We start from the raw sequence: 26,601 nt of genomic DNA on the forward strand, positions 1-26,601 counted from the left end.
GTTACTGGTTGGCATTTTACATTTAATTATGTCCACCTATTTATTTGCAGAATTTTTCTGAGTTACCATCTAACCACCCCGGTTCCGTATGGATGTAAGTAAGAGTGTCTCTACCCTTGAAATTAATAACCCGGTGCCTGCACACTCGGTAAAACCGAGCCATATTCTTGAAGAGATTGTATGGCACAAACAAAAAGAAGTTGTATATATGAGCGAGCAGCTACCTTTGGTTAATTTACAAAATCAGATTAGTGCTGCTCCTCCTCTCCAAGATTTCTTGGGTGCCTTACGGCAGAATCCTATTAAACCTAGCTTAATTGCAGAGGTTAAGAAAGCCTCACCCAGTAAAGGAGTCATTCGTGCTGACTTTGATCCAGTTGAAATTGCTCAGGCATACGAGCGAGGTGGCGCTACTTGTCTATCAGTACTGACAGACAAGAAATTCTTTCAAGGCAGTTTTGAGAATCTGCAAAAAATAAGGAAGAGTGTAGCACTGCCGTTGTTATGCAAGGAATTCATTATTGACCCTTATCAAATTTACTTGGCACGAGTTAATGGAGCCGATGCGGTATTATTGATTGCTGCTATATTATCCGATCAGACTCTGCAAAATTTACTTCAACTCGCTCAGTATCTGGGCATGACTGCCTTAGTAGAGGTACATACTCTAGCTGAACTCGATCGGGTGCTGAGGTTACCAAATGTGCAATTGGTAGGAATTAACAACCGCAATCTTCAAGACTTTACTGTTGACTTAAAAACAACTCAAAGCTTATTGACAGAGCGTCGGGAAAGGCTAATTAGCTCAGGTATAACAGTCGTGAGTGAGTCTGGTTTGTACACATCCGCTGACCTAGCCTTTGTTGCCGAGGTGGGAGCCGAAGCAGCCTTGATTGGAGAATCCTTAATCAAGCAAACTGATTTAGAACAGGCAGTTAAATGTTTATTAAAACTTGTTAGTGGTTAGTAGTTAGTTGTTTACTACTCCTCCTCTCCTTGTCTAGTTGTCCCCTGTCTCCACCTCCCGATTTACCTACTTATTAACTTTCATGACTTTCATTGGCTCATAAAAATGACTTCTATTTCCCATCACTTTGAATCTTTACGAGCAAGCAATCAGTGTGCTTTGATTCCCTTTGTAACAGCTGGCGATCCCGATTTGGAAATTACAGCAGAAGCTCTACGAGTTTTAGATTCGAGTGGTGCTGATTTCATTGAACTTGGAGTTCCCTACTCAGATCCATTGGCGGACGGGCCTGTGATTCAAGCGGCAGCAACCCGTGCCTTAAAACAGGGAACCCGTTTGGCTAATGTTTTAGAAATGGCTCAAACAGTCACTCGTAGCTTGCGATCGCCTATCATCCTTTTTACTTACTACAACCCAATTTTGAATTTGGGTAAAATTTCGTTCCTAGAACAAGCTGCGGCATCGGGAATCAAAGGATTAGTGGTGCCAGATCTACCTTTGGATGAAGCAAGCGATCTGCTAGAGCTTGCTGATGCTGTCGGAATTGAAGTCATCTTGTTAGTAACTCCTACAAGTTCAAAAGAACGTATCGAGGCGATCGCTCGCCAATCTCGTGGATTTATTTACCTGGTAAGCGTAACTGGCGTGACTGGTATGCGTTCTCATCTCCAAATACGCGTTAAAGATGTACTAAAAGAAATCCGCAACGTTACAGACAAACCCATCGGTGTTGGTTTTGGGATATCAGGGCCAGAACATGCTCGTCAGGTAAAAGAATGGGGCGCGGATGCTGTTATTGTCGGCAGTGCTTTTGTAGAGCGTTTGGCAGAAAGCACGCCATATCGGGGGCTGCGAGCTATTAAAGATTTCTGTAGTGATTTGAAGACATCGATAGAAGGCGGAAGGCAGACGGCAGACGGCAGAAGGTAAGAAGAGTTCAAAACTCTGCGCTTCTTTGCGCTCCTGTGCGTTAAAAAATATATTTTTCGATGGCGTGCGATAAACCACTAGAGAAACCAAATTTATTTCACTTTTATTCCAGTATTATTCGGTAAATTCAATGTTAATAAATACACAAGCAATAGAAGCTGCAACTCAACTCCTCAGTCAGCAACCCGATGCAAATGGCAGATTTGGTCAATTTGGCGGTAAGTACGTACCCGAAACTTTAATTTCAGCGCTGATTGAGTTGGAATCTGCATTTAAGCAGTACCGTATCGATTCACAATTCCAGCAAGAACTCCAGGCGCTGCTACGGGACTATGTCGGACGCCCTACTCCACTCTACTTTGCCGAGCGTTTAACTGCTCGCTATGCTAGAACTGATGGCACAGGGCCGCAGATTTACTTAAAACGTGAAGACTTAAACCATACAGGCGCCCACAAAATTAACAACGCTCTGGCGCAAGTACTGTTAGCAAAGCGTATGGGCAAACAGCGCATTGTTGCAGAAACAGGAGCTGGCCAGCACGGTGTTGCCACTGCGACAGTATGTGCTCGCTTTGGTCTACAGTGTGTAATTTATATGGGCATCCATGACATGGAACGGCAAGCCCTAAATGTATTTCGGATGCGTTTGATGGGAGCAGAGGTTCGCTCTGTAGAAGCAGGAACGGGAACCCTCAAAGATGCAACTTCTGAAGCAATTCGGGATTGGGTGACAAATGTAGAAACGACTCACTACATCCTGGGTTCGGTTGCAGGGCCGCATCCCTACCCAATGATAGTACGAGACTTTCACGCAGTTATTGGTGAGGAAACTCGCGCTCAAGCACAAGAAAAATGGGGAGGGCTACCAGATATTCTCCTGGCTTGTGTGGGTGGTGGTTCCAATGCGATCGGACTGTTTCATGAGTTTGTCGATGAACCTTCTGTGCGACTGATTGGTGTTGAGGCTGCGGGTGAAGGTGTTGACACCCAAAAGCACGCAGCAACTCTGACAAAAGGAAGAGTTGGGGTATTGCATGGAGCCATGAGTTACATACTCCAAGATGAAGATGGTCAGATTGTTGAGGCACACTCAATCAGTGCAGGGCTAGATTATCCCGGAGTTGGGCCTGAACATAGTTATCTCAAAGAAATTGGGCGTGCTGAATATTATAGTGTGACAGACCAACAAGCACTACAAGCATTTCAACGCCTCTCGCAACTAGAAGGAATTATTCCAGCATTAGAAACTGCTCATGCGATCGCATATTTAGAAACTCTTTGCCCACAACTGGTCGAGAGTCCCCGAATTGTTATTAACTGTTCAGGGCGCGGTGACAAGGATGTGCAAACAGTTGCTTCGAGAGGAATAGGGACTAGGGACTAGGGACTGGGGACTAGGAATTTTAGATTTTAGATTTTTGATTCAATTCTAATCCAAAATCGCAAATCCGAAATCCAAAATTTAATTGCCCAGTCACCAATCCCTAATACCCAGTACCCAATCACCAGTACCCGATCCCCAATCTTATGGTTACAGTAACTATCGGTGTTGAAACAAATTCCTTAAACAACGACTCCCCTAATTGGTCTGCAATATTGCAGCAATTACTAGACCGTCAATCACTTTCGGTTTCCCAAGCTTCCGACTTAATGTACGGTTGGTTGGCAGAAGCTATTCCTCCTGTAATGTCAGGTGCGATTTTAGCAGCGATTCAGTGCAAGGGAGTATCTGCTGAAGAATTGCTGGGTATGGTCAAGGTTCTATACTCTCAATCCTTAAAAGCCACCTTGCGTGATCGCGTGGTTGGGAATTCATCACTCGTTGATACTTGCGGTACTGGCGGAGATGGAGCTTCAACATTTAATATTTCTACAGCTGTTGCCTTTGTCACCGCCGCAGCTGGGGTAAAAGTTGCCAAGCATGGCAATCGTTCGGCATCGGGTAAAACTGGCTCGGCTGATGTATTGGAAGCTTTGGGTTTAAATTTGAAGGCCAGCACCAAGAAAACTCAAGAAGCGGTTGAAGAAGTTGGCATTACTTTTTTGTTTGCACCAGATTGGCATCCAGCCTTGAAGGCGATCGCACCACTGCGAAAAGCACTGAAAGTACGAACCATTTTTAACTTACTTGGCCCTTTAATCAACCCTTTGCGCCCAACAGGACAGGTTGTTGGTGTTAACAATCCGGCAGTGGTTGAGACTTTTGCTCAAGTTTTACATCAACTGGGAATTCGTCGGGCGATCGTACTTCACGGGCGCGAGAAATTAGACGAAGCAGGTTTGGCAGATAAAACTGACTTGGCTGTAGTGACAAATCAAAAAATGCACCTGCTGGAATTAGATCCTCAGTATCTAGGTTTCAACCCAACTCCAACTAGTGAACTACGAGGTGGAGATGTCCGAGAAAATGTGGAAATTCTCAAGGCAGTCTTGCAAGGCAAAGGTACTCAAGCACAACAAGATGTAGTGGTATTAAATACGGCTTTAGCGCTCTATGTCGGCGAAACAGTACCGAAGTCTAGTGATTATTTTGATACTTTTGCTAAAGCTGTTGTTCTTGCCAGAGAAATTCTTCACAGTGGGCTTGCCTGGAAAAAGTTGGAACAGCTTGCTCAATTTCTTCAGTAGAAAAGTAGAAATGCAACAGTGATTCGCTATTTTGCCAGAGAATTCGGAGTATTTTGCCAATGGATATTAAAAGAATGCTTAATATGTGCAAGCTGGCGAATCGCCACGAAGGCAAACGCGTGACCATCTTGGGTGCTGGCATTGCAGGTCTGGTAGCAGCCTATGAGCTTGAGCGTTTAGGCCATCAAGTGGATATTATGGAAGGAAGCTCGCGCATTGGGGGTCGAGTCTGGACTCATCGCTTCACAGATGGCTTTAATGCTGCTTACGGGGAACTTGGGGCAATGCGTATCCCCAGCGAACATAAGCATGTTCTACACTACATACATGAAATGGGGCTGGCTGACAAGCTCTGCAAGTTTGTCACAGTCTTTGAGGAGCAAAATGCTCTGATGAGTATCCAAGGAAAAGTCTTCCGCATGAAGGATGCACCTCAGATATTTCAAAAACGTTATCCAAGTATTTTCTCTGACACGCGCTACAGTGAAAAAACTAAGCTGTTTGCAGCTTGGTTCAAGACAATTGTGGATGTGATTTCTCCTGGCAATCTGCGCTACAGTCTAGAGTGCGACCTCTCTTCAAAATTGATGGACGAGTTAGAGAGGTTAGATTTAGAGCCATATTTTAACGATGATAGTCAAACTATAGACCTCCATAGTTTTATCAAGGCAAACCCAAGCTTGCGGGCGCGGTGCAGTAAAGCACTCGATATGTTCCTGAGTGATATCCTGGTTGAGACAAGCCACGATTTACTGCAACTAAAAGGGGGGATGGATCAGCTAATCACCCATCTCGCTGCAGCAGTGAAAGCTCCGATTAAGTTTAACCAGAAGATAGTCGGTCTGCACGTACATGAAGACCATGTGAAAGTGTCTTACTTAGAGGAAGGGCAGTTGCGTACACGTCATTGTGATTACGTAGTGTGTACAATCCCCTTTTCTATAGTGCGTCAGATGGAGTTAGGTGGGTTTGACGATGATAAACTTGCCTCTGTCCACAACACTTTTTACTGTCCAGCAACCAAGGTTCTGTTTCACTGCACTGAGCCTTTCTGGCAAAAAGCCGGAATTAAAGGTGGTGCCTCATTCAACGACGAAGGCATCCGCCAAATCTACTATCCTTCGGTTGAGTGTAATCCTGCTAGTGGTAGCACGCTGCTGGCTAGTTACACCATCGGTGACGATGCAGATCACTTGGGCATGATGTCCGAACAAGAGCGTTACGCCTTTGTGAAAAATGCCGCGAGCAAGCTTCACCCTGAAATTGAAACACCCGGTATGGTTGTAGACATGGCAACGATCGCCTGGGGTAACTACAAGTGGAGCGCTGGTGGATGCTCTATTCCTTGGGGCGGTGACATTACCAGTGAATCTAACCACCACATCCATTACCTAGAGGCTGCCAGACCCCAGAATAAACTCTTCTTTGCTGGCGAGCATTGTTCCAGATTTCCAGCTTGGCTTCAGGGTGCGATCGAGTCATCCATAGAAGCAGTATACGATATTGCCGCCTCCAAGCCTGCTACTAAATCTACGACTCCAACCCCATCGGTGTCTGTCGAAAAAGTCAATGCTCCTACTTTAGTAGGTTACGGGGCATAGGTGAGAGGTTACGGTTTTCCTGTCCCCAGTCCCCAGTCCCCAGTCCCCTGATTTAAAAGCTATGAGCATCTTGGATTTTCCCCGTTTACATTTCCAGGGTTTTGCCCGTATCCATGCGCCCACAGGACAGAAAAATGGTCTAGTGGATCTAGGTAGCAATACTGTTTATATGAACGGTGTTCGCTTCGACCACCGCCGTTCATTGTCAGAGTTCCACGAATATTTATATAAATTGGGGCCAAGGTTTAATGCCGCAGGGGAATGGGATGAGAATGGCCCTTTTAGCATGGCTATGGGATGGGATTTTGGGGGTAATGGTCACTTTGCCATTGACGCAAAAATTGTCAGCACCCAACGTGAGTTTGGAGAAATTGACCAAAAAGATCCAGTAGTGGGACGCAGCGTTGATATGTGGGGTCACTACAACGAATATCTGGGAACTACCTTCAATCGTGCCCGCATCTTTGATTGCGATCCTGCATCCAATTGGACGACCACAATTATGGTGGGACAGTTAAGCTTTGGGCGACAAGGCAACTCCCATGAAGTCCCAAATATGCTCTCGGCTCCTGTAGAAGGGATGCAACCTGCCCGCTGGCAGAATTTCAACTATATTCGCGAATTGCCTGCACACTGCCTTAACAGTGAGTTTCAGCGTGCGGCTGTACATCAGTTCACTATCTCTAAAGTAGCCAAAGATTTGCTGTGGGGTGAAGAGACTACACTTTCACCAACCGTATCGTTGTTACGCGAGGCAATGAATCGTGACGATGTGTTGGGACTGGTTGTGCAGTTTGGCTTGAGCAATATGTCAACCCCACTGCAACCCGATTCGCCAACCTTCTGGGAACTGCATGGAAGTATCGGTTTGTGGTGTGAGGGTGAAATGAGTACTTATCCTCACGGGCGATTGTTGATACCAATTCTGTATGAAGATGCGCTGCGCGCAAGAAAGAAAAACGAACCACAAAGGACACAAAGTACACAAAGAGAGGAGGTATGGAGAAAATTTGGCGCGGCTTCACAAAGAAACGGTATGACACCTAAGAAAGAAGTCAAAGGGCAGTGGTTCGACTTCGCTCACCAACCGGCAGATGGCAGTAGACGCGGAGCGGCTTCCGAAGGTAGGGAAGAAAAAGCGCTATCTAACCTTACTGTCCAGGTTACTCACCAAGGTGTCAGCCTGAATATGGTTACAGCAGTGCCGTGTGTGGGGCGGGCGGTAAAAGCAGGGCCGGGGCCAACTCATGCGATCGCTTCTAAACTTGACCTGGGTGAGTTGGAATTACGTACAGTCAAAAGCCAACGTCTAGTGGCACGAATTCCCACAGAAGTTTACCAAAAAGAGGCACATCAACTCACTAGCGGCATTGTAGACATACCGCTAGCAGAACCCTTTGAAAATCTGCGTGATGAAATTGAACAGCAGGGTTTGTGCATAATAGACGAACAAGGGCAAATTCTGATTCAGGAAAAAGAAATCAATCTCCAGGTAGATAATGCTTGTCTATTTTTGGAGTTTCCTGACTGGAAGCGCGGTCAAGATTACACAGAAGAAATAGAGATACGCTCATTTGTCCGAGGGCGTCCAGCAGCAGTCGAGACTGTCTATCTGCAACAGTTCTACAATCCCAGAGGGCTGCCTCAGCTACGCTACGAATTTGAACGAGACACCGCTAACTTTGGCCAAACTTTCCACTTCCCCCCCAGTTCTGAACTGAACATCGTCCATTTCAAAGGGGGCAAGCGAGAGGAAATTAACGGCTTTGCCCCTACGTGCGTAGTTTCAACCAACTGTGAGGGGCGTGGATGGATAACTCTACACGGTGTCCAATCAGGAACTACACGGGTGCTACTGTCGGCTCAACCCGACGAACTACCCTGTGACCCTAACCACCTCGATCAAGCAATTCTCGCCTACGATAAGGATGATTTGCTTGGCTTCTGGTCTGGTGCTGGTTCCTTTGCTGTAAGAGTTTTAACCAACGACTGGTACTTGGAGGAAGTTGCGGATGAGGCAGTAGACTTCAACTTAATTTACGAACACATCTTGGCTTACTACGAGCTATGCTTCTCCTTCATGAAAGCAGAAGTTTTTAGCCTCGCTGATCGCTGCAAGGTAGAAACCTACGCCCGCTTAATGTGGCAGATGTCTGACCCCAACAATCGCGGCAAGACATATTATATGCCGCCAACACGAGACCTTTCCCAACCAAAAGCAATGCTCCTACGTAAGTTCCTGCACAATCAGCAGCAAGTGGGCTATGTCCCTGATTCTGAACCTGTGCCAAAACGCACTCAACGCACCATTCAAACTCGCGATGAATTGGTTGTTGCCCTGCGTCATGCCGCAGAATTGGAAGTAGCAGTGATGCTGCAATACATCTATGCGGCTTACTCGATCCCCAACTACGTCACCGGACAAGAATACGTAAGTCGTGGTTTGTGGACGCAAGAACAATTATACCTAGCTTGTGGTAACGGCGAGGAAGTGCGCAATTACGGGATGCGAGGAGTGTTGCTGGAAGTTTCCCATGAGGAAATGATCCACTTTTTGATGGTCAACAATATCCTCATGGCTATGGGTGAGCCTTTTTATCCGGCAGTACCTAACTTTAGCGAGCTAAATCGACGCTTCCCCATTGAAGTGGATTTTGCGCTCGAACCGTTCACTGCCACAACTATACAGCGGTTCATGCGCTTTGAATGGCCTGATTTTCTAGAGAAAGACCTTGCTAACGATACCGAACACAGCGATCCAACAGCCGATCGCCTGCACGGCTATGGCTCTTTAAGTGAGTTATATCGGCAAATTCGCCAAGCAATTAAAAATATCCCAGATCTATTTGTGGTGAAAAAGGGTCGTGTCGGGGGCGAACATCACTTGTTTTTGCGTGAAGACTTTAACAAAGTCCACCCAGACTATCAGTTGCAGGTTGACGATGTGGAAAGCGCCCTGTTTGCCATAGATTTTATCGTTGAGCAGGGAGAGGGATGCAACCCCAACTCACCCAAATTCGAGCAATCCCACTTTCAACAATTTCGACATCTGGCTGAGGCGCTAGCCCAACAGCATATCACTCCCACAGGCACTCTGATTCCGTGGAACCCCGCTTACCCTGCATTGCGTAACCCCACACTCCATTATCGGGATGGCAATAGCAGCGTCGTTACTATTCCTGAAACTCGTGCTGTGATGCAAATTTTCGATGAGTGTTACTTCATTATGATGCAACTGATGGTGCAGCACTTTGGGTTAACGCCCACCGCTAGTCTCAGACGCTCAAAAATCATGAACGCTGCCATTGATGTGATGACAGGCATGATGCGCCCTCTAGGTGAACTGCTTGTGAGTATGCCTTCCGGTAAGCGCGGCAAGACAGCAGGGCCAACTTTCGAGATCACTATGCCAATGTATATCTCTACACCAGAAGTTGCCTGTGAAGCGATCGCCCGTCGATTTGAAAGTTTAGCCCGTAGAGCTAGGGAATGTGAGGCAATTCACAGCACCGTTTATGAGATGTTCGATTTCTACACAAAATTCTTTGAAGATTTTGCCAACAATCCTCAGCGCTTACTTCATTAATTAGTCATTAGTCATTAGCCCTTTGTCATTTGATTAATAACTAACAACACTTGACCAATCACTGTACGGGTGGGTTTTATTAGTAATCTCTCAAGATAACGAAATATCTACATAAACCCGCCCCTACTAACTACTAACCACTATCCACAGAAATGCGTATGAATAATAACATTATTGAAACAGATGTCATAATTGTCGGCGGCGGCCCTGTCGGTTTGGCGATGGCGCTGGAACTACGCTACCAGGGTATTGATTGTATCCTCGTTGAGGAGTCAGATGGGGTAATTACTCACCCTAAAGTAGGTACTGTTGGGCCACGCTCAATGGAACTCTGTCGGAGATGGGGCATTGCCCAGCAACTACGTGATGCTGGCTGGCCTTACGACCATCCCCTAGATATTGCCTGGGTTACAACTGTTGGTGGTCACGAAATTTTTCGGCTTAATTTTCCGTCTGCTGGCGAAAGACCTTTACCTGTTTATACACCAGAACCAGAGCATCCCTGTCCTCACCACTGGCTTATACCTTTGTTAGTACGTAACCTGGGTGAATATCCTTATGGCCCGGTGCGCCTGCGCTGCCGTTTAGAGAACTTTGAGCAGAAAGATGATGGTGTTGTTGCTCAAGTAACTTATCTTGATAGTGAAAATACAGAGACAATTCACGCCAAATACTTAGTAGCTTGCGACGGTGCTAAAAGTCCAATCCGTAAGGAATGTGGCGTTGATGCTCCGGCATATCACCCCACACGAATATTTCAGAATATTCTTTTCCAAGCACCAGAGTTACCGGAAATTCTGGGTTCGCGTAAAGCCTTAGTATTTTATATGGTTAACCCCAAGAGATTGCGGTATCCCCTCCGCTCAATTGACGGTAAGGGGTTGTATCGTTTGACAGCAGTTCCACAGGAAGACGGCGAAATGCGCGATCCTCAAGAAGCGGTTGAAGAGGCGCTTGGAATTGATACGCCGATAGAAATTCTTTCTAGCCTTCAGTGGCATCTTACCCACCGAGTCGCCGAACATTACCGTAGCGATCGCATATTTTTTGTTGGCGATTCTGCTCACACTCTCTCGCCTTCCGGTGGTTTCGGTATGAACACTGGCATCGCTGATGCAGTTGATCTGGGTTGGAAGTTGGCGGCTGTTCTTAAAGGTTGGGGGGGTTCTAACCTACTTGATAGCTATGAAACTGAGCGGCGTCCCATTGCGGTGCGAAATATGGAAGAAGCCAACGTCAATTTGCAACGCACCCTCAAGCGCACCTTGTCTCCAGAGATTATGGACGACTCTGACGCAGGTGAACAAGCACGCAAGCAGATGGCTGCAAACATGGAGCGCGGTGATGTGCGACGGGAGTTTGAAGCACCAGGAATTCACTTCGGTTTCCGCTACGAGTCGCCTGCTATTATTCCTGACGACTGTCCACCACCCATCAACGATCCTCATCAGTGGACGCAAAGTAGCTATCCAGGCTGTCGGGCGCCCCACGCTTGGTTAGAGCCTGGGAAGTCCACATTAGATTTATTCGGTCACAGTTTTGTGTTGATGTGCTTCCAAGGGCAGCAAGGAGTCGAAAACTTCGAGAAAGCTTGTCAGCAAAGATTTGTACCTTTTACAAACATACAAATCAATAATCCTGAAATTGCCAACCTCTACGAGCGTGCCTATGTCTTAGTACGTCCTGACGGACACGTAGCTTGGAGAGGCGATCGCTTGCCTGGCGATCCAACCACAGTAATTGACCGTGTTCGAGGCTATTTCTGAATTTGAGTCATTTGTCCTTTGACTAATGACTAATAACTAATGACTAATGACTAACATGAAATTCTACTACGCTCCTGCCTCATCCTACTCCCAGCGAGTTCTCATCGCTCTCTACGAAAAGGGTATAAATTTTACACCCATCGAAGTAAATCTTTTCAATTCCGAAGCGCGATCGCGTTACATCCAAGTTAATCCCTTTGGCAAAATTCCAACGCTTGTAACTGATCGAGGTCAGGTAATTATTGAGGCTGCCATCATCATTGAATACCTCGAACAGTACTGTCAAAACGAACCTCGCCTCATTCCCAAAGATCCAGAACTTGCTTTAAAGGTTCGCTTACTGGAGCGAGTGATCGATATATATATAAACGGTGGACGTGAGGTACTATTTGCCAACACCCAACGCCCGGTTGAGGAACGGGATGGCAAAGGCGTCGTTAAAGCAAAGCGGCTGTTAGAGACGGGGTGCACTCTTTTGGAAGAGCGGCTGCAAGGGCGCACTTGGCTAGCAGGTGAAGAGTTCTCCCTAGCAGACTGCGCTGCTGCCCCAACCCTCACCTACTTGCGGATAGTTTATAGCTACAAACATCTGCCAGCCTTAATAGATTATGTCAGGCGTTTGGAGTCGAGACCTTCTGTAATGCGGGTTCAGCGATCTGGACGCGAGCAAATGACACGGATGCTCTCTGCACTGCGATATCCGTTAGAATTGCCACCTTTAGAAGAAGCACCAATTTATGAGGGACTAATACCAATTCTCTAAAATTTTGCTACACATCAATCTCCGCGTCTTGTTGTCTTTGCGTCCTCGCGTCCTCTTCTTCCCGCTCCCCGATCCCCTAAAAGAGAAAACTAAACCCTAATTGGATATTAATAATGACAATTTCGACGATTGAAAGACTAAATCCATTTATATCTGAAGTCATTGAAGATCCCTACAAATTCTACCGACGCTACAGAGAGGAAGATCCGATTCATTGGGGAGTCGCTTCTAATCCCCGGTTGCCTGGTGCTTGGTATCTGTTTCGTTATGAAGATGTAATGCAGGTGCTGGAAAGTCCTAAATTCGGTCGTGAAGCTTCAAAAGTCCGAGATGACGGTGAAGGTGCACCAGTGCCAGCTGCCTATAAGGGATTTCGGTCGATGGTTGGCAACTGGATGGTTTTTCGAGATCCACCCGATCACACGCGGTTGCGATCGCTAGTCAACAAAGTCTTTTCCCCCAGGATGCTTGAAAACATCCGTCCAGCTATCTTTAACATTGCTGATAGTTTACTGGATCGGGTTCAAGCCCGTAGCGAAATGGACTTAGTTGAAGATTTTGCCTTTCCTCTGCCAGTCATGGTCATCGCTACTATGTTAGGAGTGGATGCGAGCGATCGCCCAACGTTCCGTGAATGGGCGCTAGCTTTACAGCACGCCAGCGCCTCCCGCCTGACTCCCTTACCAGAGGTTTACGCTCAAGCCGAGCAGGCTACTTGGGGATTTATCGACTACTTTAAACAGGCGATCGCTCAACGGCACACCGAACCACGCCAGGATCTAATCACTGCACTAGTCAAGGCTCAAGACGAGGGCAATAAACTCAACGATGAAGAAGTCCTCGCTACATGCATCCATCTTCTGACAGCTGGTCATGAAACCACAATTAACCTGATTGCCAAAGGAACACTAGCGTTGCTTCGCAATCCGGATGCGCTCAATTTGTTGCGCTCTCACCCAGAACTCATTACCGGAGCAGTAGAAGAACTCATACGTTACGACAGCCCCGTGCAAATGGTGACGCGCTGGGCTTTTGCAGACGTTGAGATTGGCGGTAAACTCATCCGACGTGGTGACAGCGTAGGGTTAGTACTTGGCTCTGCTAACCGAGATCCTGCACGCTTTGTCAACCCAGATTTCCTTGATATCCAACGTCAGGACTGCAAGCACTGCGGCTTTGGTAGTGGCATTCACTTCTGCCTTGGTGCTGCATTGGCACGTGCCGAGGCGGCTATTGCTTTGAATGTCTTGCTTAACCGTTTACCCGAACTGCACCTGCTAGATGAAAAGGTTGAATGGGCAAACAATATCGTGTTCCACGGGCCAAAACATCTGCACGTTGCTTTTAGGAAGGCTATGGTAAACGCATCATAAGTAAGTCCTAAAACCGTAAGGTGGGCACTATCCACAACGTAAAAATAAGGGTTTGAGAAAAATTAGACAGTGCCCACCCTACAAAAATTGCTTTGTGTCCTTTGTGTTCTTTGTGGTTTATTTTTCGTTACTGCTGCCTAAGAACCGTAAGGTGGGCACTATCCACAACGTAAAAATAAGGGTTTGAGAAAAATTAGACAGTGCCCACCCTACAAAAATTGCTGCCCAAAAAGTTTACTAATTTACAAGGAATAGAAAAAATGATTGGACAGGATTCGATACAAGCTGATAAAAAAACTTGTCCCCATCTTGGACAGGAGTTCCAGCCCTTCCTTCAACCACAACTTGACGATCCCTATTCATTCTTTAAACGGGCTAGAAATGAGGAGCCGTTATTCTACAGCCCAATATTAAACGGCTACGTTGTCACCTGCTACAACGATGTCCTCACGATATTAAAAGATCCAGCTCGATATTCTTCCGCCGAAAACCTCAAACCTATTGTTCAGTTTACACCAGAGGTGATTGGAGTCCTCAGACAGGGCTTTCCCTTTGTTGCTGACTTAGTTAACAGCGATGGCGATCTTCACAAACGCTTACGTGCTCCTTTCATGAAAGTATTTGCACCAGAACGGCTGCAAGCGTTGGAAGATTCTATTCGTGCTATTGCTAATAGGCTAGTAGACAATTTTATCAATGACGGACAAGTCGATATTATTTCCCAATTTACTTATCCGTTACCGCTTGGGGTGATCCTCACCATGTACGGTGTACCTCTAGAGATGATGGCAAACATCAAAAAGTGGTGCCTTGATATGACAGCTTTGTTGTCGTCGCAGCTGACACCAGAAAAACAGCTAGAGTGTGCTCGCAGCTTTGTAGCGATGCAGCACGCCGTTGCGGGTTTAATCGAAGAACGGCGAAAAGCTCCTCAAAATGACTTAATAAGTAATATCCAAGATTCTGACTTGAGTCTGAACGAGCAGGTCATTATTTTATGTGGATTAATACTTGCTGGACATAAAACTACTAGCCATCTCATTGCCAGTGCCATTAAACTTTTGCTCGAACAGCCTCAGTTGTGGGAAGCAATATGTGATATTCCCTCACTTATTCCTGCTGCTATAGAAGAGGTACTAAGGTACGATGCTCCTGTTCCAGCGATGATTCGTACTACTACCGAAGAGGTTTCCTTAGCAGGAGTTACACTGCCCCAAGGTACTCGGCTCTTTTTGATGTATGGTTCTGCCAACCGAGATGAAAATCAGTACGGTAATGCGGATAGTTTTGAGATTGAACGCTTTAAACAGACAACTGCTAACCATCTTGCATTTGGTCATGGGGTTCATCATTGTATTGGTTCAAACTTAGCCCGTCGAGAAGGGCGGATTGCTCTAGAAGTATTGTCTTCGAGGTTACCAAATTTAAGACTTAGCTCAAATCAACAACTAACTTATATCCCAGCATTGATGAACCGTAGTTTTACAAACCTCTATGTGGAATGGGATGTCACTTGATTGAAGTTTTCTGAAAATTATTGATATTAAAAAGGCTGAAAATTAGACTCAAAATCTCGTTACCATGTTCAACATGGTAACGAGAAAAAGCTGAAAATCAAATAATAAATTTTTCAGCTTTATTTTTGACATCATATTGACTATAAAATAATATTGATAGCAAAATAGTCTAAGTAATTAAGAGGCTATCTTTATTTCTAAATCCATCCAAATCTATATTTTTTCATAAAAATGGTTCATAAAAAGGGCTTGGATAAATTTTGTTTTTAAATACCAAAAATACGAGTATTCAGTATCAATAGATAACAGAATTTATATTAAATGAAATATATAATAATGAAGCAAGCAGATGAGTAGCTCTGCCATGATAAAAAAAACTAAACAAGCCAGCAATGGTAATCAAGACAAGAATTTTTACATCATTATTTGCTTGACGCTGATAGCAATTATCGGTGGAACTATTTATAGTCCTGCACTGCCAAGCATAGCAAATAATTTCAATGTTTCCAGTGACCAAGTTTCACTAGTATCGACACTATTTCAATTTCCAGGTGCAATTGTAACTCCTATATTTGGGGTTTTAGCTGATAGTTTTGGTAGAAAGCAGGTACTTGTTCCTTCGCTGCTAGTATTTGCACTAGGCGGAGCTTTCAGTGGTCTTGCCCCTAATTTTCGTAGTCTTGCAGAATGGCGATTGATACAAGGTATTGGTACTGCTAGTTTAGAGTCTCTACAACTCACTATCATCAGCGATAGTTATAAAGGGGAAAAATTAAACTCTGTAATGGCATTTGTTGCTAGTTTGAATGGAATTAGTTCAGCAATTTTTCCTCTCATTGGTGGTTTATTAGCTTCTTTTAGTTGGCGATTTCCATTTTTAGTATCGTTATTTGCTATTCCATTGGCACTGATGGTGTTAACAACACTAAAGCTGCCACAACAGGAACATCCTGCACAAAATTTCCAACTCAAACCCTATTTGAAAAATACTTGGGGCAGTATTAACAATCGTCAGGTAATTGGACTTTTATTTGCAGTGATGTCTCTGTTCATGGTGCAAGTAGGAGCCTGCTTAACTTACATTCCAATTTTTGCAGGAAAACAACTTGGTGCTTCTGAACTATTAATAGGTATCACCCTGACGAGTCTATCCTTGTCTCTTGCTATAACTGCTTCCCGGTTGAATTTATTATTACGGTATTTATCGCAAGTACAACTTATTAAAATCTCTTTCCTTCTATCTGGTTTAGGATTATTGATTATCCCTTCAGTTCATAACATTTGGTTGCTGTTAATTCCGATTTTTTTTCTTGGTGCAGCTCAAGGTATTGCATTTCCATCTACTCAAACTCTGTTAGCAATGCTTTCTGCTCAAGAATCTAGAGCTGGTTTTATGGCGGTGAATTCAACAATTCAGTCGTGGGGACAAACACTTGGCCCTTTGTTAGGAAGTATTGTTGATGCAATTTGGGGAACACAAGCAGTCTTTTATGCTAGCGCTGTTTTTTCTTTTGCCTCTTTTATAGTTTTCAACACTCTTCTGACTTCCAAACAGTAGAAGTTTCTCACTTTAATGACGCTCAAATTGTAGTGTTTTTAAACGCAGAGGTACGCAGAGTCTTTTTTCAAGAGAATTCGCTACGTATTAATGGAATGTTTACTGAGTGTTTGGCGATCGCAGCATCCTCGTACTGTAAAATCTACGTTGATTCGGATTGCATGATTTCGGCTAACAGCACATTTTAGTGAGCGATCGCGAACTTACTGTATGCGTTTGCGACTCCAAAACTAGCTGTCGTTACGACACAAAGAATTAACAAAAATGCTCAAATAAAAAATAAGTCTTCTCAAACAAGCTAGTTTAAGTAAAGAAAGTTAAATTGAGTATTCAATTATGGAACGACAACCTATAAAAGTTATTGGAGGTGGACTGGCTGGAACAGAAGCAGCGTGGCAGATAGCCCAGGCGGGAGTGCCTGTAATACTGTATGAGATGCGCCCCAAACGTTTTAGCCCTGCCCATCATACAGAACACCTGGCAGAATTGGTATGCAGCAACTCCTTTGGTGCAGCTAGTAGCGATCGCGCTGCGGGACTTTTACATGAAGAATTGCGTCAACTCGGTTCTATTGTGATTGCCAAAGCCGATGAACACGCGGTTCCCGCCGGAGGAGCACTAGCTGTGGATCGGGGACAATTTGGTCAAGATTTGACAGAAACTTTGTCTGGGCATCCGTTAATTGAATTGTGTCGAGATGAGGTACGTACTATTTCGGAAGAAATTGTAGTTTTGGCAACCGGCCCTCTTACCAGTCCTGATTTAGCAGAAGATTTGCGCCGCTTCACGGGGATGGAATACTTAAGCTTTTTTGATGCTGCTAGCCCGATTGTGGTTGGAGAAACAATTAATCGTGATATTGCTTTTCTTGCGTCTCGCTACGACAAAGGCGAAGCTGCCTATTTAAACTGCCCGATGAATAAAGAGCAGTATTTACGATTTTGGCAAGAACTTTGTGCTGCTGAACAAACGGAATTAAAGGATTTTGAGCGAGAAACTGCAAAGTTTTTTGAAGCTTGTTTGCCGATAGAAGAACTGGCACGACGAGGAGAAGATACCATGCGTTATGGGCCTCTCAAACCAGTTGGTTTGTCCGATAGTCGCACGGATGAACGCCCTTATGCCGTCGTGCAGTTGCGGCAAGAAGACAAAGCAGGTCAACTTTGGAACATGGTTGGATTCCAAACTAACCTGCGTTGGGGTGAGCAAAAGCGCGTCTTTCAGTTGATTCCGGGTTTAGAAAATGCTGAATTTGTGCGGCTAGGGGTGATGCACCGCAACACTTTTATTAATGCTCCGCAGCTGATGCTGCCTAGCTTGCAATTTAAAAACCGTCCTACATTGTTGGGCGCTGGGCAGTTAATTGGTACTGAAGGCTACACTGCCGCCGCTGCTGGTGGCTACTTAGCTGGCACAAACGCTGCACGGCTAGCTTTAGGTAAAGAACCCTTGATTCTACCGCCAACAACAATGATGGGGGCATTATTTGAATTTATCAGTTCAGCTTCACCCAAGCATTTTCAACCTATGCCGCCTAACTTTGGGATTTTGCCAGAACTGGGAGAAAAAATCAAAAATAAACAACAGCGTTATGGACGTTACCGCGATCGCGCTCTTGCTGACTTAGCAACTTGGAAGGCAGATCAACATTTGTCTTAAGCTGAGTAAAGGCTTATGACTTGCGTTGATCTTGAGTGTAATCGTCTCTAGTAATTGCTAACCCATGTATGCCAATGGCAGCGACAATACCGCCAAGAAATCCCCAAGTGCCATTAGTAAATGCATTGATGCGGTGAACCGTACTCCGATGGTAGGCTAAATCTAGCTGCCTACTATCACCTCTTCTTTGCCTGGCTAGCCTTTCTATATATCTTTCGGTTCTTTCCATTGCTGCATAATCAGCGTTATATGCGTAAATCGATGTTCCTACTACCATCAAGCCTGGAAAAACCAAAGCAATTAGAAGAATAGCTCTGCCTATATTCATACAACCTCAATCAGGTGATATGTCTAAATTTAATGCTGACATAGCTAAACTTTTGCATTAGTATATAGCGAACAAATTGTGGATAAAATTATGAGAGATTATAGCTCCCCAACTTTTTTGAAAAGTCGGGGAGCTGACCACCTGTGACTGGTCAAAATTAATTTGGTGGAGACTAGTCCCTAGCCCCTATTTCCAATTCAAGTTGGCTAACTCTGCTTCTAGGTGAGCAAGCTGAATTTCTTGCTGCCCGGCAATCCCTAGACGACGCAAGTTGAGAGACTGATTCATCGCTTCTTTTTCACCAACAATAGCAATAAGTGGAATCTTGCATGCAGACAGTTCTCGAATTTTTTTGGCAATCGTGCGATCGCCTACATCGAGTTCCACTCTAGCTCCAATCTGTTTTAGCCTTTTGAAAATCACTTCTGCCCAATCTGCCGACTTTTCGGAAACTGAAGCAACGGCAATTTGCACGGGAGCAACCCAAAGTGGTAAAACTCCATTGTGATTTTCCAACAAAATGCTAATCCAGCGTTCCAAAGAACCTAGAATTGCTTGGTGTAGTATAACTACCTGCTCTAAATCTCCTTGGTGATTAACAAAGGACAACTCAAAAAGTTGAGGCAGGTTAAAATCAACTTGAATCGTGCCACACTGCCACAATCTTCCCAGATGATCTTGCATACTGATTTCAATTTTGGGACTGTAGAAAGATCCTTCACCAGGCGCTAACTCGTAGGCATAATCCAGCGATTGAACTGCTTCAATCAAAGCAGATTCAGCCCGATCCCACAGTTCATCTGAGCCAAGACGTTGCTCTGGACGTAGAGCAATGCGAATGGAAAAGTTATTATATCCAAATGCTGCATAAACCTGCTTAACCATCCTAAGAAAATTGCCAATTTCATCTCGAATATCGGCTTCTCGGCAAAAAATATGAGCATCATCCTGCACAAATTGGCGCAGGCGCATACAGCCGGATAGCGTTCCAGACGGTTCGTTGCGATGGGCGATGCCGAATTCCATCAATCGCATCGGCATTTCCCGATAACTCCGCTTGTGAAATTTAAATATATCAATGTGTGCTGGACACGACATTGGTTTTAATGCATAATCCGGTTCTGCATCAGCATCAAAACTCCCCACGAAAAACATATTTTTACGGAACTTTTCCCAGTGCCCCGATCGCTCCCAAAGTGCCCGACTCAATGCTAAAGGCGATCGCACTTCCTCAAAACCGTGAGCTTGGTAAACCCGTCGCATAAAATCTTCAATCAGCCGGAAGAGCTGAAGCCCGATCGGATGCCAAAATACCATTCCCGGACTATGTTCTTCAAAGTGAAATAAATCCATTGCTTTTGCTAGTTCTCTATGATCGGACATTGTTGTATCTCCTGTGAATTGTTTGATATAAAAAAACCCCTCTAGAGCAAACCTAGAGGGGTTGTTGAGTTTAAATTGCAAGGCAGCAACTATCCTCACGTCCCTCCAGGCGCGATTGTGGTGGTAGTTGTGGTAGTGAGGTAAATAAACCAACAAATCGACATTTGTTTGCTCCTAATTGGTGTTGCCGTAAAAACTCAAAACCCTCCTGGGCAATGCCTGGAGGGTAAATGCGGTGCTGTCGAATTTTAAATCAACGCGATCGCCTCACAACCCTCCCGAATTGGTGGTTTGGGTGGTAGTGGTAATCGTTGTTAGACACACGTTGACTTGCATTGCTAGTTGAAAGCTTTTTAAAAGTGGATATTACCTAATACAAATCCATTTAAACAAATTTCTGATAAAAATAGGGGCTAGGAGCTAGAGGCTAGGGACTAAGGAAGAAACTTTTTTCATGTGTTCTGGTATATGCAGTTTAATTTCAACGAGGGATTGAAATAAGTGAATCGAATTTTGGGAAAACTACTCATGATGTTTTGAGCGATCACCTTGCTCAATCTAACAACATGAGAGTGCTATTTCTAGGAAAAAAGAGAACTTTTTGCTATTTATGTGTTGTATTTTGTGTCATCCTATGCTTAACGTTATGCTCAGAACTACCAGCACTAACTGCAAAGCCTGATGCAATTAAGGGACTACAACAGCAAAAGCAACAAATCGACCAACAGCGTCAAAGTATTAAAAAAGAGCGCGATCGCCTAACCAATTTACAACAAGTTGTAAAAGAGCGGTTAAACGGCTTGCAGCAAAACCTAAAAGCTACCAACAGCCAAATTCAAAATAGCCAGTTACAGCTAAAACTAGCAACAGAATATCTGCTACAGCTACAAGCTAAATTAGCAGCAGCAGAAGTTTCTTACTACGAACAACAAGCAGCAACCGTTGCCCGACTGCGCTTTCTGCAACGCTCTCCAACTAATCAGGGATGGGCAGTTTTGCTGCAAAGTCAAAACGTTGGTGACTTTATCAGCCGCCGTCGTTCTTTGAAATTAATTTATCAGGCAGATCAAAAAATTTTAGTAAAGCTCGCAGCACAAGCTAACCAAATCAATCAGCAAAGAAGCGAAGTAGAACAGCAAAAAAATCAAATTGCTTTAATTCAACAACAATTACTAGCCCAACAAGCCGATACTCAAGCCCAAGCAGGATTACAACAGGAATTAATGCAGCGTCTCAATAGCGATCGCTTGGCATTAGAAGCAGCACAAACGCAATTAGAGAAAGATTCACAAGCAATAGCAGCTTTAATTCAACAAAAGATAGCAGCCGCCGCAGCCAAAACAAACAGCCAGAAAAACTTTATTCAAGGAACTGGAATATTTGCATATCCTAGTAATGCTCCCACTAGCAGCCCCTTTGGTTGGCGAATCCATCCTATACTTGGTTATCGCCGCTTTCATGCCGGTTTAGATTTTGCCGCTAGCTACGGCAGCACAATTCGAGCCGCGGATTCTGGAACTGTAATTTTTGCTGGCTGGTATGGTGGTTATGGCAGAGCAGTGATTATCAACCACGGTAACGGCATCACTACTCTTTACGGGCATAGTAGCGAATTGTATGTTACAGAAGGGCAATCAGTACAGCGTGAGCAAGCGATCGCCACGGTTGGTTCCACGGGTTTATCTACTGGCCCTCATCTCCACTTTGAAGTCAGGAAAAATGGGACACCAGTAGATCCAATGGCTTACCTTCGATGACTAAAACTATGGGGTAGGGTGTGGGGTGTAGGGGTAAACAGAGAAACATTTCAAATCGGCACCACTCAAATCAATGCCATCCAAATCTTCACCCAATTGAATTCCAGCAAAGTTTCGTTCTCCGGTAGCATACCTTCTGAGCAATTCGTCTCTATCAACTCTGGGCATAACTCATCAACTCTTATTCCTCCGCGCTCCCTGTGTCTGGAGTGGTTTTATTCTTCCGTGGTTCGTGGGTAAGTTCTAAGCAGGTAAAAAATACGTCTGATTTGATGGCGCGATCGCCTCTTCTTGGGAAGCTCCACCCAACAAGTGATATTTTTGCCACAGTTCCATACCGAGAATGCAGGCAATTAACCACACTAAGCCTGCGGCATAGCCAGCTGCTACATCAGTAGGCCAGTGTACACCCAGATACAGCCGACTAAAACCGATCACAATAATTAAGACAGTCATTGAGGCAAAAATTTGTCTGCGCCATTGTGGAAATTGCTTTGCCAGCACATAAGCTAAAAAGCCGTAAATCACCATCGATCCCATTGCGTGTCCGCTCGGAAAGCTGTGATGTCCTACATGAATAATCCACTCCCACAGTGCTGGGCGTGCTCTACTAAACAGTACTTTCAACCAATAATTTAAGCCGAGCACACCAACGGCAGCTATACCTAAGCTACTTGCTTCCCTATGACGTTTATAAAACAACGGCCCAATTGCCAACCCTGAACAAATTAACAGCAAAACTGGTGGATTGCCAAGAGAAGTAATGCCAAGCATAATGCGATCGAGAAGTGGCGTGTGCAGCTTTTGAATTGCTAGTAAAATCACTGCATCAAGACCAAATATATGCATTATTAAGGTGCCAAAGGCTAGGCTAGAAATCACCCCAGATAAGATTGCAAGTTGTCTGCCTGCTTTTACTTTTCTCTGGGTAGGTGTTTGGGCTACGACGGCTGAGTCAACCATTTGGCTTTTGGCATAACCAATGGCTACATTGGCGATCGCAATGCCAGTAATTACTACAGCACTAGTTATTCCACCAGTAGCAATTGATAGCCCAGCAGCGGCTGTAAGTAGGGCTACTGATGGCGATTTAAATTTTTGGATAAAAATATTATGTCTTTCTTGGATTTGTAAATTTTTGGCTTCGTCTAACACTTTCTGGAGCGAAGTTGTTCTTACAGGTGATTTTCTACCTTGTATCCTGTAATCTAAGACAGCATCTTGAATGAGCGAGGCGATCGCATTCGGGCTTTGAAGTGAATTGAAAATTACAAGAACATTTCCAGTGAAATGATTGGCACAAACTTCTGCGATTGTTTCTTCCTGTGACAATCTCGATTCTAGGTATTTTTTGAGAGTTTGAGAGCCATAAAGCCCATTTACTTTATATCTAGCTCTTCCTTTAACAGCAGTGTGTAATGGTTGAACAAAAGGAGTGTCATTAGGAAGTTGATCGAGATGAGTACCCATTTTTCTAGTTAAGCCGATTTTTGTTGTGATTTGGGAGTACAGAATCACCCTCAAAGGATTTTTAAGAACTGAAAAGCTCTCATAACGGCAACCTGCTAGCAGCGCGTTCGGAGCAATATTTAAATCCTATCGCAGTCACTTGAACGATGCTTAGGCGATCGCTAAACTGCTAGGAAATAAAGCAGGAGGCAGGGGGCAGTAGACGCGGTAGATGCGGTAGATGCAAAGCAGCTACTTACCCTGCACCAAACCCCTACGGGGAACAGAAGTCGCTACGCGCAAGAGCGTAGGTACGGCGTATCCGTTGGTAGGCAAAAGGAAAGAGGATTTGATTTGTTTGTTTCATTCGTAGCGGCTGATACGCCGCCCGTGGTGCTGTTTTTAAGTAACTGAAATTTGATATCTAGATAACAGCGAAATCTTACCATCCAGTTTTCATATGCTACAATTTCTCTGTTAAGCTCATATAAATAAACAGTACAAGGGCGCGTAGCTCAGTGGATTAGAGCGTCAGATTCCGGTTCTGTAGGTCGGGGGTTCGAATCCCTCCGCGCTCGTTTTTTAACTTAATATATGGTTTATCAGTGTTAGCTAATTAATTTTTCCGGTTGCGCAGAGGGCTAAGGGTAAAAATTTATCTTAATTACGTCTGATGTGAAGTAAACCGCAAGCAAAAATCATATTTTAGAAATCGACCACCGATGGACACAGATGTACACAGATATATTATCCGTGTACATCTGTGTTCCTCTGTGTTCGCGATCGCCTAATTATTTGCTGAGACTCAGGTGAGTCGGCTAGTTCACATTAGACGTATCAATCACATTCTAAAGACTCACGAGTGGAAACACCTGTTTTAGAATTGACACCGCTTGCCTTGGCACACAGTTTTTTCAGTTCTGAGCCATCTAAAACTGCATTGGTGAAATCGGCACCTGTGATATCAACATTATCAAAAGTAGAATACAACATCATTGCGTCTGTAAAAATAGCATCACTTAAATCTGCACCCTGAAAATCAACTAAGTAAGCTATGCCGTTTGTCAAATCAGCGCCATGCAGGTTTGCATCATGTAACCATGCACCATTAAAAACAGCACCTCGTAAATCAGCATTACTAAAATTTGCTTTTTCTAATTTGACTTTAGAAAATTCCTCTCCTATTAAGGTTTGATTAGAGAAATCCTGATTGGACAATTCTTTATAGCCTGCAACACGATTCATGCTCGAAGAATTTGCTGCTTCTGCGGATAGGGGAAACAAAAGCAGCATAGTAGCTAAGACAAAGCTAGCTAATACTCGCCAAAATTTCATAATGCCAACTTAATAAATCTCAACACTCATACCATTAATTATTAAACCGCACGATGAGCGTCAGTAGTGTTGAGTATTAAGTGATTGCGATCGCCCCATCCAAAAACTTTACTGTTTCTGTCTAGCGTATTTCTAATGCTTCATGGCAGCAACAACCAGCCACATTATCTGTAGGTTTGACTTTTGCCATATTTATTACAGGTATTTCAGTAAGCAAGCAAGACGGATAAAAGTGCCATTGCTCAGTTAAGACGTTCAAGTCTTTAATCAAACCAGTGTGTATATCCAAAACCCAACCATGTACTGTAGGTGCTTTCTGCTCGTGCATTGCTTTCCGCATGATAGAAGTTTGGTATATATTTTTCACCTGTGCCAAGACATTCAATTCTGCCAGGCGGTTCAAACGTTCTTCTGGTGTAGGCAAGACATCTATTTCGTCTTGTTTCTGTAAATACAATTCTCGAATCGGATTCACCCAGTTATCAATAAGGCCAATTGTTCTTCCTTGTAATGCCGCCTTAATTCCACCACAACCGTAATGACCGCAAATAATTATATGTTGAACCTCCAGATGGAAAACCGCGTACTCTAGTACTGCTAACAAGTTAATATCCGTTAGAGAAACTTGATTGGCAATATTGCGATGTACAAATAATTCTCCCGGTTCTGTGCGAGTGAAATTTGTCAACGGCAGGCGACTGTCAGAACAACCTATGTAGAGAAACGGTGGCTTTTGTCCTCTAGCCAAATCTTCAAAGTAAGTGGGGTTTTCAGCTAGTTTTTCCGCTACCCAAGACTGATTATTTGCGAGGAGTTCTTCAATCTTGTGATATTTCATTAATAAGTCCAGACACTCATGATCCTAATTTATTTTGCTTACTCATGTTCGAGATAGCTAGTAAATATGACTTAATATCGAGCCATTAAAATTTGTATTTAGACAATAATGTTAATAAACCTATGGTAGTCATATACTTAAATCTATAGTTTTTTATATTATGGATTTTTAATACCAAGTGGTAAGTTATGAAATGCGTACACAACATTCCAAAAAAATGTGATATTCTTCACTAAACAATTACATAGTGCTCCCTAAAGATTGTGATCGCTTGGGCATAAAGTCTGAGCATTTGCCATCGTAACTTTGATCTCCTTAAAGGCAGTCTTAAATAAAAATCCCCGACAAATCGCCGGGGAAGTTAGTGTTTTGACACTCTTGCACTTGATTTACCTACGATACTCACTCTTAAACCGATAGACTTGCCAAAATGCCAAAACCTATGGGATCAAGTTACATGGCAGTTTTTTATATATGTATTGCCTTTAGCGCTTTCAAATTAGGTTTAAATGAGGTCAATAGTATATGAACCACTTCACAGCAGTTTATGTACATAATTCTGCATAATAAAAGACCCCTGCTGTTAAACAGGGGAGGAGACTTTTCTAATTCTCTATGTTCTGTGCAAGAACGGATTGTTCATCTATAGTACTTTTGCTTCAATCCGGAAAGTTGCCAAAATGCCAAAAAATCAAATTCCATTGCTATGTAAGTACATTTGTTCATGGATGAGGATTGAAAACCAAAATCTTCACTGATGTGGGCAGAGAATTCTCCCTCAGGTTAATTCCAAATCCTCTTGGATCAGGCGTGTACTCAAGCAACAGCCCCGCTATCATGGGTATCTAGATGGCGTGTTATTTAGCTTTTTAGCGATTAAATCTGCCGCTACCGCGATCGTCATCCTTAATCATAGATGCTCCCTAACGATCTATGGTTCTTCAATTCCATCTACAGAGAACAATAAGACAAACAGGAAATTAGAATCATGAATTAGAAAAATATCAAAAAGACTTCTAAAGAAATTTGTGTCTACTTTATAACAAGTTATTTATAAAACACTGAAAAAAAGCAAGAGCTAAAGTTTACACTCACCGTCTATTTCTCAATAGACACCATCTCATATCGTAAATTATGCTACCTGCTATGCAAAGAGCAGTGTA

General features: G+C 44.0%; 19 protein-coding genes and 1 tRNA gene. 14 read left to right on the plus strand and 6 right to left on the minus strand.

Annotation, left to right across the window (positions count from 1 at the left end; all coding sequences use genetic code 11):
* The first annotated feature begins 88 nt into the window (after nt 1-88).
* The 12 genes from trpC (at nt 89) to trmFO (ending at nt 18,348) form a co-directional block, all read left to right on the plus strand.
* The gene (trpC, locus tag U2718_RS18285) at nt 89-967 is read left to right on the plus strand and encodes an indole-3-glycerol phosphate synthase TrpC (protein WP_342000050.1); all 879 of its coding nucleotides are present in this window, start codon (nt 89-91) and stop codon (nt 965-967) included.
* Nucleotides 968-1,072: 105 nt separating this feature from the next.
* On the plus strand, nt 1,073-1,897 hold the full coding sequence (gene trpA / locus U2718_RS18290; protein WP_342000052.1) for a tryptophan synthase subunit alpha: 825 nt from the start codon (nt 1,073-1,075) through the stop codon (nt 1,895-1,897).
* Between the two features lie 130 nt (nt 1,898-2,027).
* A complete protein-coding gene (gene trpB, locus U2718_RS18295) occupies nt 2,028-3,281 on the plus strand; it encodes a tryptophan synthase subunit beta (protein ID WP_342000054.1) in 1,254 nt (417 codons plus the stop codon).
* Nucleotides 3,282-3,424: 143 nt separating this feature from the next.
* Nucleotides 3,425-4,525, plus strand: coding sequence for an anthranilate phosphoribosyltransferase (trpD, locus tag U2718_RS18300; protein ID WP_342000056.1), 1,101 nt, complete (start codon nt 3,425-3,427; stop codon nt 4,523-4,525).
* Nucleotides 4,526-4,608: 83 nt separating this feature from the next.
* Nucleotides 4,609-6,126 carry an NAD(P)/FAD-dependent oxidoreductase gene (locus tag U2718_RS18305; RefSeq protein WP_342000059.1) on the plus strand — a complete coding sequence of 506 codons (1,518 nt, stop codon included), beginning with the start codon at nt 4,609-4,611 and terminating at the stop codon, nt 6,124-6,126.
* A 61-nt stretch (nt 6,127-6,187) separates the two neighbouring features.
* Nucleotides 6,188-9,712: a ferritin-like domain-containing protein gene (locus tag U2718_RS18310; RefSeq protein WP_342000061.1), complete on the plus strand. Its 3,525-nt coding sequence runs from the start codon at nt 6,188-6,190 to the stop codon at nt 9,710-9,712.
* 158 nt (nt 9,713-9,870) lie between these two features.
* Nucleotides 9,871-11,478, plus strand: coding sequence for an FAD-dependent monooxygenase (locus U2718_RS18315; RefSeq protein ID WP_342000063.1), 1,608 nt, complete (start codon nt 9,871-9,873; stop codon nt 11,476-11,478).
* A gap of 55 nt (nt 11,479-11,533) precedes the next feature.
* A complete protein-coding gene (locus tag U2718_RS18320) occupies nt 11,534-12,241 on the plus strand; it encodes a glutathione S-transferase family protein (protein WP_342000251.1) in 708 nt (235 codons plus the stop codon).
* A 113-nt stretch (nt 12,242-12,354) separates the two neighbouring features.
* Entirely contained in the window at nt 12,355-13,614 is a 1,260-nt protein-coding gene (locus U2718_RS18325) for a cytochrome P450 (RefSeq protein ID WP_342000065.1), read from the plus strand.
* 260 nt (nt 13,615-13,874) lie between these two features.
* Nucleotides 13,875-15,131, plus strand: coding sequence for a cytochrome P450 (locus tag U2718_RS18330; protein ID WP_342000067.1), 1,257 nt, complete (start codon nt 13,875-13,877; stop codon nt 15,129-15,131).
* Nucleotides 15,132-15,495: 364 nt separating this feature from the next.
* Nucleotides 15,496-16,689 (plus strand): MFS transporter, encoded by a 1,194-nt coding sequence (locus U2718_RS18335; RefSeq protein ID WP_342000068.1) that lies wholly within the window; start codon nt 15,496-15,498, stop codon nt 16,687-16,689.
* A 336-nt stretch (nt 16,690-17,025) separates the two neighbouring features.
* Nucleotides 17,026-18,348: an FADH(2)-oxidizing methylenetetrahydrofolate--tRNA-(uracil(54)-C(5))-methyltransferase TrmFO gene (trmFO, locus tag U2718_RS18340; protein ID WP_342000070.1), complete on the plus strand. Its 1,323-nt coding sequence runs from the start codon at nt 17,026-17,028 to the stop codon at nt 18,346-18,348.
* Nucleotides 18,349-18,361: 13 nt separating this feature from the next.
* Here trmFO and U2718_RS18345 read toward each other — a convergent pair whose 3' ends face one another.
* On the minus strand, nt 18,362-18,676 hold the full coding sequence (locus tag U2718_RS18345) for a hypothetical protein (RefSeq protein ID WP_342000071.1): 315 nt from the start codon (nt 18,674-18,676) through the stop codon (nt 18,362-18,364).
* Between the two features lie 186 nt (nt 18,677-18,862).
* The gene (gene thrS, locus U2718_RS18350; RefSeq protein ID WP_342000073.1) at nt 18,863-20,059 is read right to left on the minus strand and encodes a threonine--tRNA ligase; all 1,197 of its coding nucleotides are present in this window, start codon (nt 20,057-20,059) and stop codon (nt 18,863-18,865) included.
* Between the two features lie 566 nt (nt 20,060-20,625).
* On the opposite strand from thrS, the gene U2718_RS18355 reads away from it, so the two are divergent.
* Complete coding sequence (locus U2718_RS18355) at nt 20,626-21,816, plus strand: murein hydrolase activator EnvC family protein (RefSeq protein WP_342000074.1); 1,191 nt, start codon at nt 20,626-20,628, stop codon at nt 21,814-21,816.
* A gap of 6 nt (nt 21,817-21,822) precedes the next feature.
* Here U2718_RS18355 and U2718_RS18360 read toward each other — a convergent pair whose 3' ends face one another.
* Both U2718_RS18360 and U2718_RS18365 read right to left on the minus strand, forming a co-directional pair.
* Nucleotides 21,823-21,984, minus strand: coding sequence for a hypothetical protein (locus tag U2718_RS18360; protein ID WP_342000076.1), 162 nt, complete (start codon nt 21,982-21,984; stop codon nt 21,823-21,825).
* Between the two features lie 75 nt (nt 21,985-22,059).
* The gene (locus U2718_RS18365; protein ID WP_342000078.1) at nt 22,060-23,286 is read right to left on the minus strand and encodes a phosphatase PAP2 family protein; all 1,227 of its coding nucleotides are present in this window, start codon (nt 23,284-23,286) and stop codon (nt 22,060-22,062) included.
* A 483-nt stretch (nt 23,287-23,769) separates the two neighbouring features.
* On the opposite strand from U2718_RS18365, the gene U2718_RS18370 reads away from it, so the two are divergent.
* A tRNA-Arg gene (locus U2718_RS18370) sits at nt 23,770-23,843 on the plus strand.
* 259 nt (nt 23,844-24,102) lie between these two features.
* Here U2718_RS18370 and U2718_RS18375 read toward each other — a convergent pair.
* Entirely contained in the window at nt 24,103-24,600 is a 498-nt protein-coding gene (locus U2718_RS18375; protein WP_342000079.1) for a pentapeptide repeat-containing protein, read from the minus strand.
* Nucleotides 24,601-24,721: 121 nt separating this feature from the next.
* Nucleotides 24,722-25,438, minus strand: a complete 717-nt coding sequence (locus U2718_RS18380; protein WP_342000081.1) for a carbonic anhydrase — start codon at nt 25,436-25,438, stop codon at nt 24,722-24,724.
* Nucleotides 25,439-26,601: the final 1,163 nt, after the last annotated feature.

The sequence above is a fragment of the Chlorogloeopsis sp. ULAP02 genome, assembly GCF_038404745.2.
In the GTDB taxonomy this organism is placed as follows: domain Bacteria; phylum Cyanobacteriota; class Cyanobacteriia; order Cyanobacteriales; family Nostocaceae; genus Chlorogloeopsis.

What these genes read in the sequence shown, in the direction of transcription:
- U2718_RS18375 (WP_342000079.1), bottom strand. Translation starts at nt 24,600, where the DNA reads ATGAAATTTTGGCGAGTATTAGCTAGCTTTGTCTTAGCTACTATGCTG.
- U2718_RS18330 (WP_342000067.1), top strand. Translation starts at nt 13,875, where the DNA reads ATGATTGGACAGGATTCGATACAAGCTGATAAAAAAACTTGTCCCCAT.
- U2718_RS18320 (WP_342000251.1), top strand. Translation starts at nt 11,534, where the DNA reads ATGAAATTCTACTACGCTCCTGCCTCATCCTACTCCCAGCGAGTTCTC.
- trpB (WP_342000054.1), top strand. Translation starts at nt 2,028, where the DNA reads ATGTTAATAAATACACAAGCAATAGAAGCTGCAACTCAACTCCTCAGT.
- U2718_RS18345 (WP_342000071.1), bottom strand. Translation starts at nt 18,676, where the DNA reads ATGAATATAGGCAGAGCTATTCTTCTAATTGCTTTGGTTTTTCCAGGC.
- thrS (WP_342000073.1), bottom strand. Translation starts at nt 20,059, where the DNA reads ATGTCCGATCATAGAGAACTAGCAAAAGCAATGGATTTATTTCACTTT.
- U2718_RS18360 (WP_342000076.1), bottom strand. Translation starts at nt 21,984, where the DNA reads ATGCCCAGAGTTGATAGAGACGAATTGCTCAGAAGGTATGCTACCGGA.
- trpA (WP_342000052.1), top strand. Translation starts at nt 1,073, where the DNA reads ATGACTTCTATTTCCCATCACTTTGAATCTTTACGAGCAAGCAATCAG.
- U2718_RS18335 (WP_342000068.1), top strand. Translation starts at nt 15,496, where the DNA reads ATGATAAAAAAAACTAAACAAGCCAGCAATGGTAATCAAGACAAGAAT.
- U2718_RS18305 (WP_342000059.1), top strand. Translation starts at nt 4,609, where the DNA reads ATGTGCAAGCTGGCGAATCGCCACGAAGGCAAACGCGTGACCATCTTG.
- U2718_RS18380 (WP_342000081.1), bottom strand. Translation starts at nt 25,438, where the DNA reads ATGAAATATCACAAGATTGAAGAACTCCTCGCAAATAATCAGTCTTGG.
- U2718_RS18365 (WP_342000078.1), bottom strand. Translation starts at nt 23,286, where the DNA reads ATGGGTACTCATCTCGATCAACTTCCTAATGACACTCCTTTTGTTCAA.
- trmFO (WP_342000070.1), top strand. Translation starts at nt 17,026, where the DNA reads ATGGAACGACAACCTATAAAAGTTATTGGAGGTGGACTGGCTGGAACA.
- U2718_RS18325 (WP_342000065.1), top strand. Translation starts at nt 12,355, where the DNA reads ATGACAATTTCGACGATTGAAAGACTAAATCCATTTATATCTGAAGTC.
- trpC (WP_342000050.1), top strand. Translation starts at nt 89, where the DNA reads ATGGATGTAAGTAAGAGTGTCTCTACCCTTGAAATTAATAACCCGGTG.
- U2718_RS18310 (WP_342000061.1), top strand. Translation starts at nt 6,188, where the DNA reads ATGAGCATCTTGGATTTTCCCCGTTTACATTTCCAGGGTTTTGCCCGT.
- U2718_RS18355 (WP_342000074.1), top strand. Translation starts at nt 20,626, where the DNA reads ATGAGAGTGCTATTTCTAGGAAAAAAGAGAACTTTTTGCTATTTATGT.
- trpD (WP_342000056.1), top strand. Translation starts at nt 3,425, where the DNA reads ATGGTTACAGTAACTATCGGTGTTGAAACAAATTCCTTAAACAACGAC.
- U2718_RS18315 (WP_342000063.1), top strand. Translation starts at nt 9,871, where the DNA reads ATGAATAATAACATTATTGAAACAGATGTCATAATTGTCGGCGGCGGC.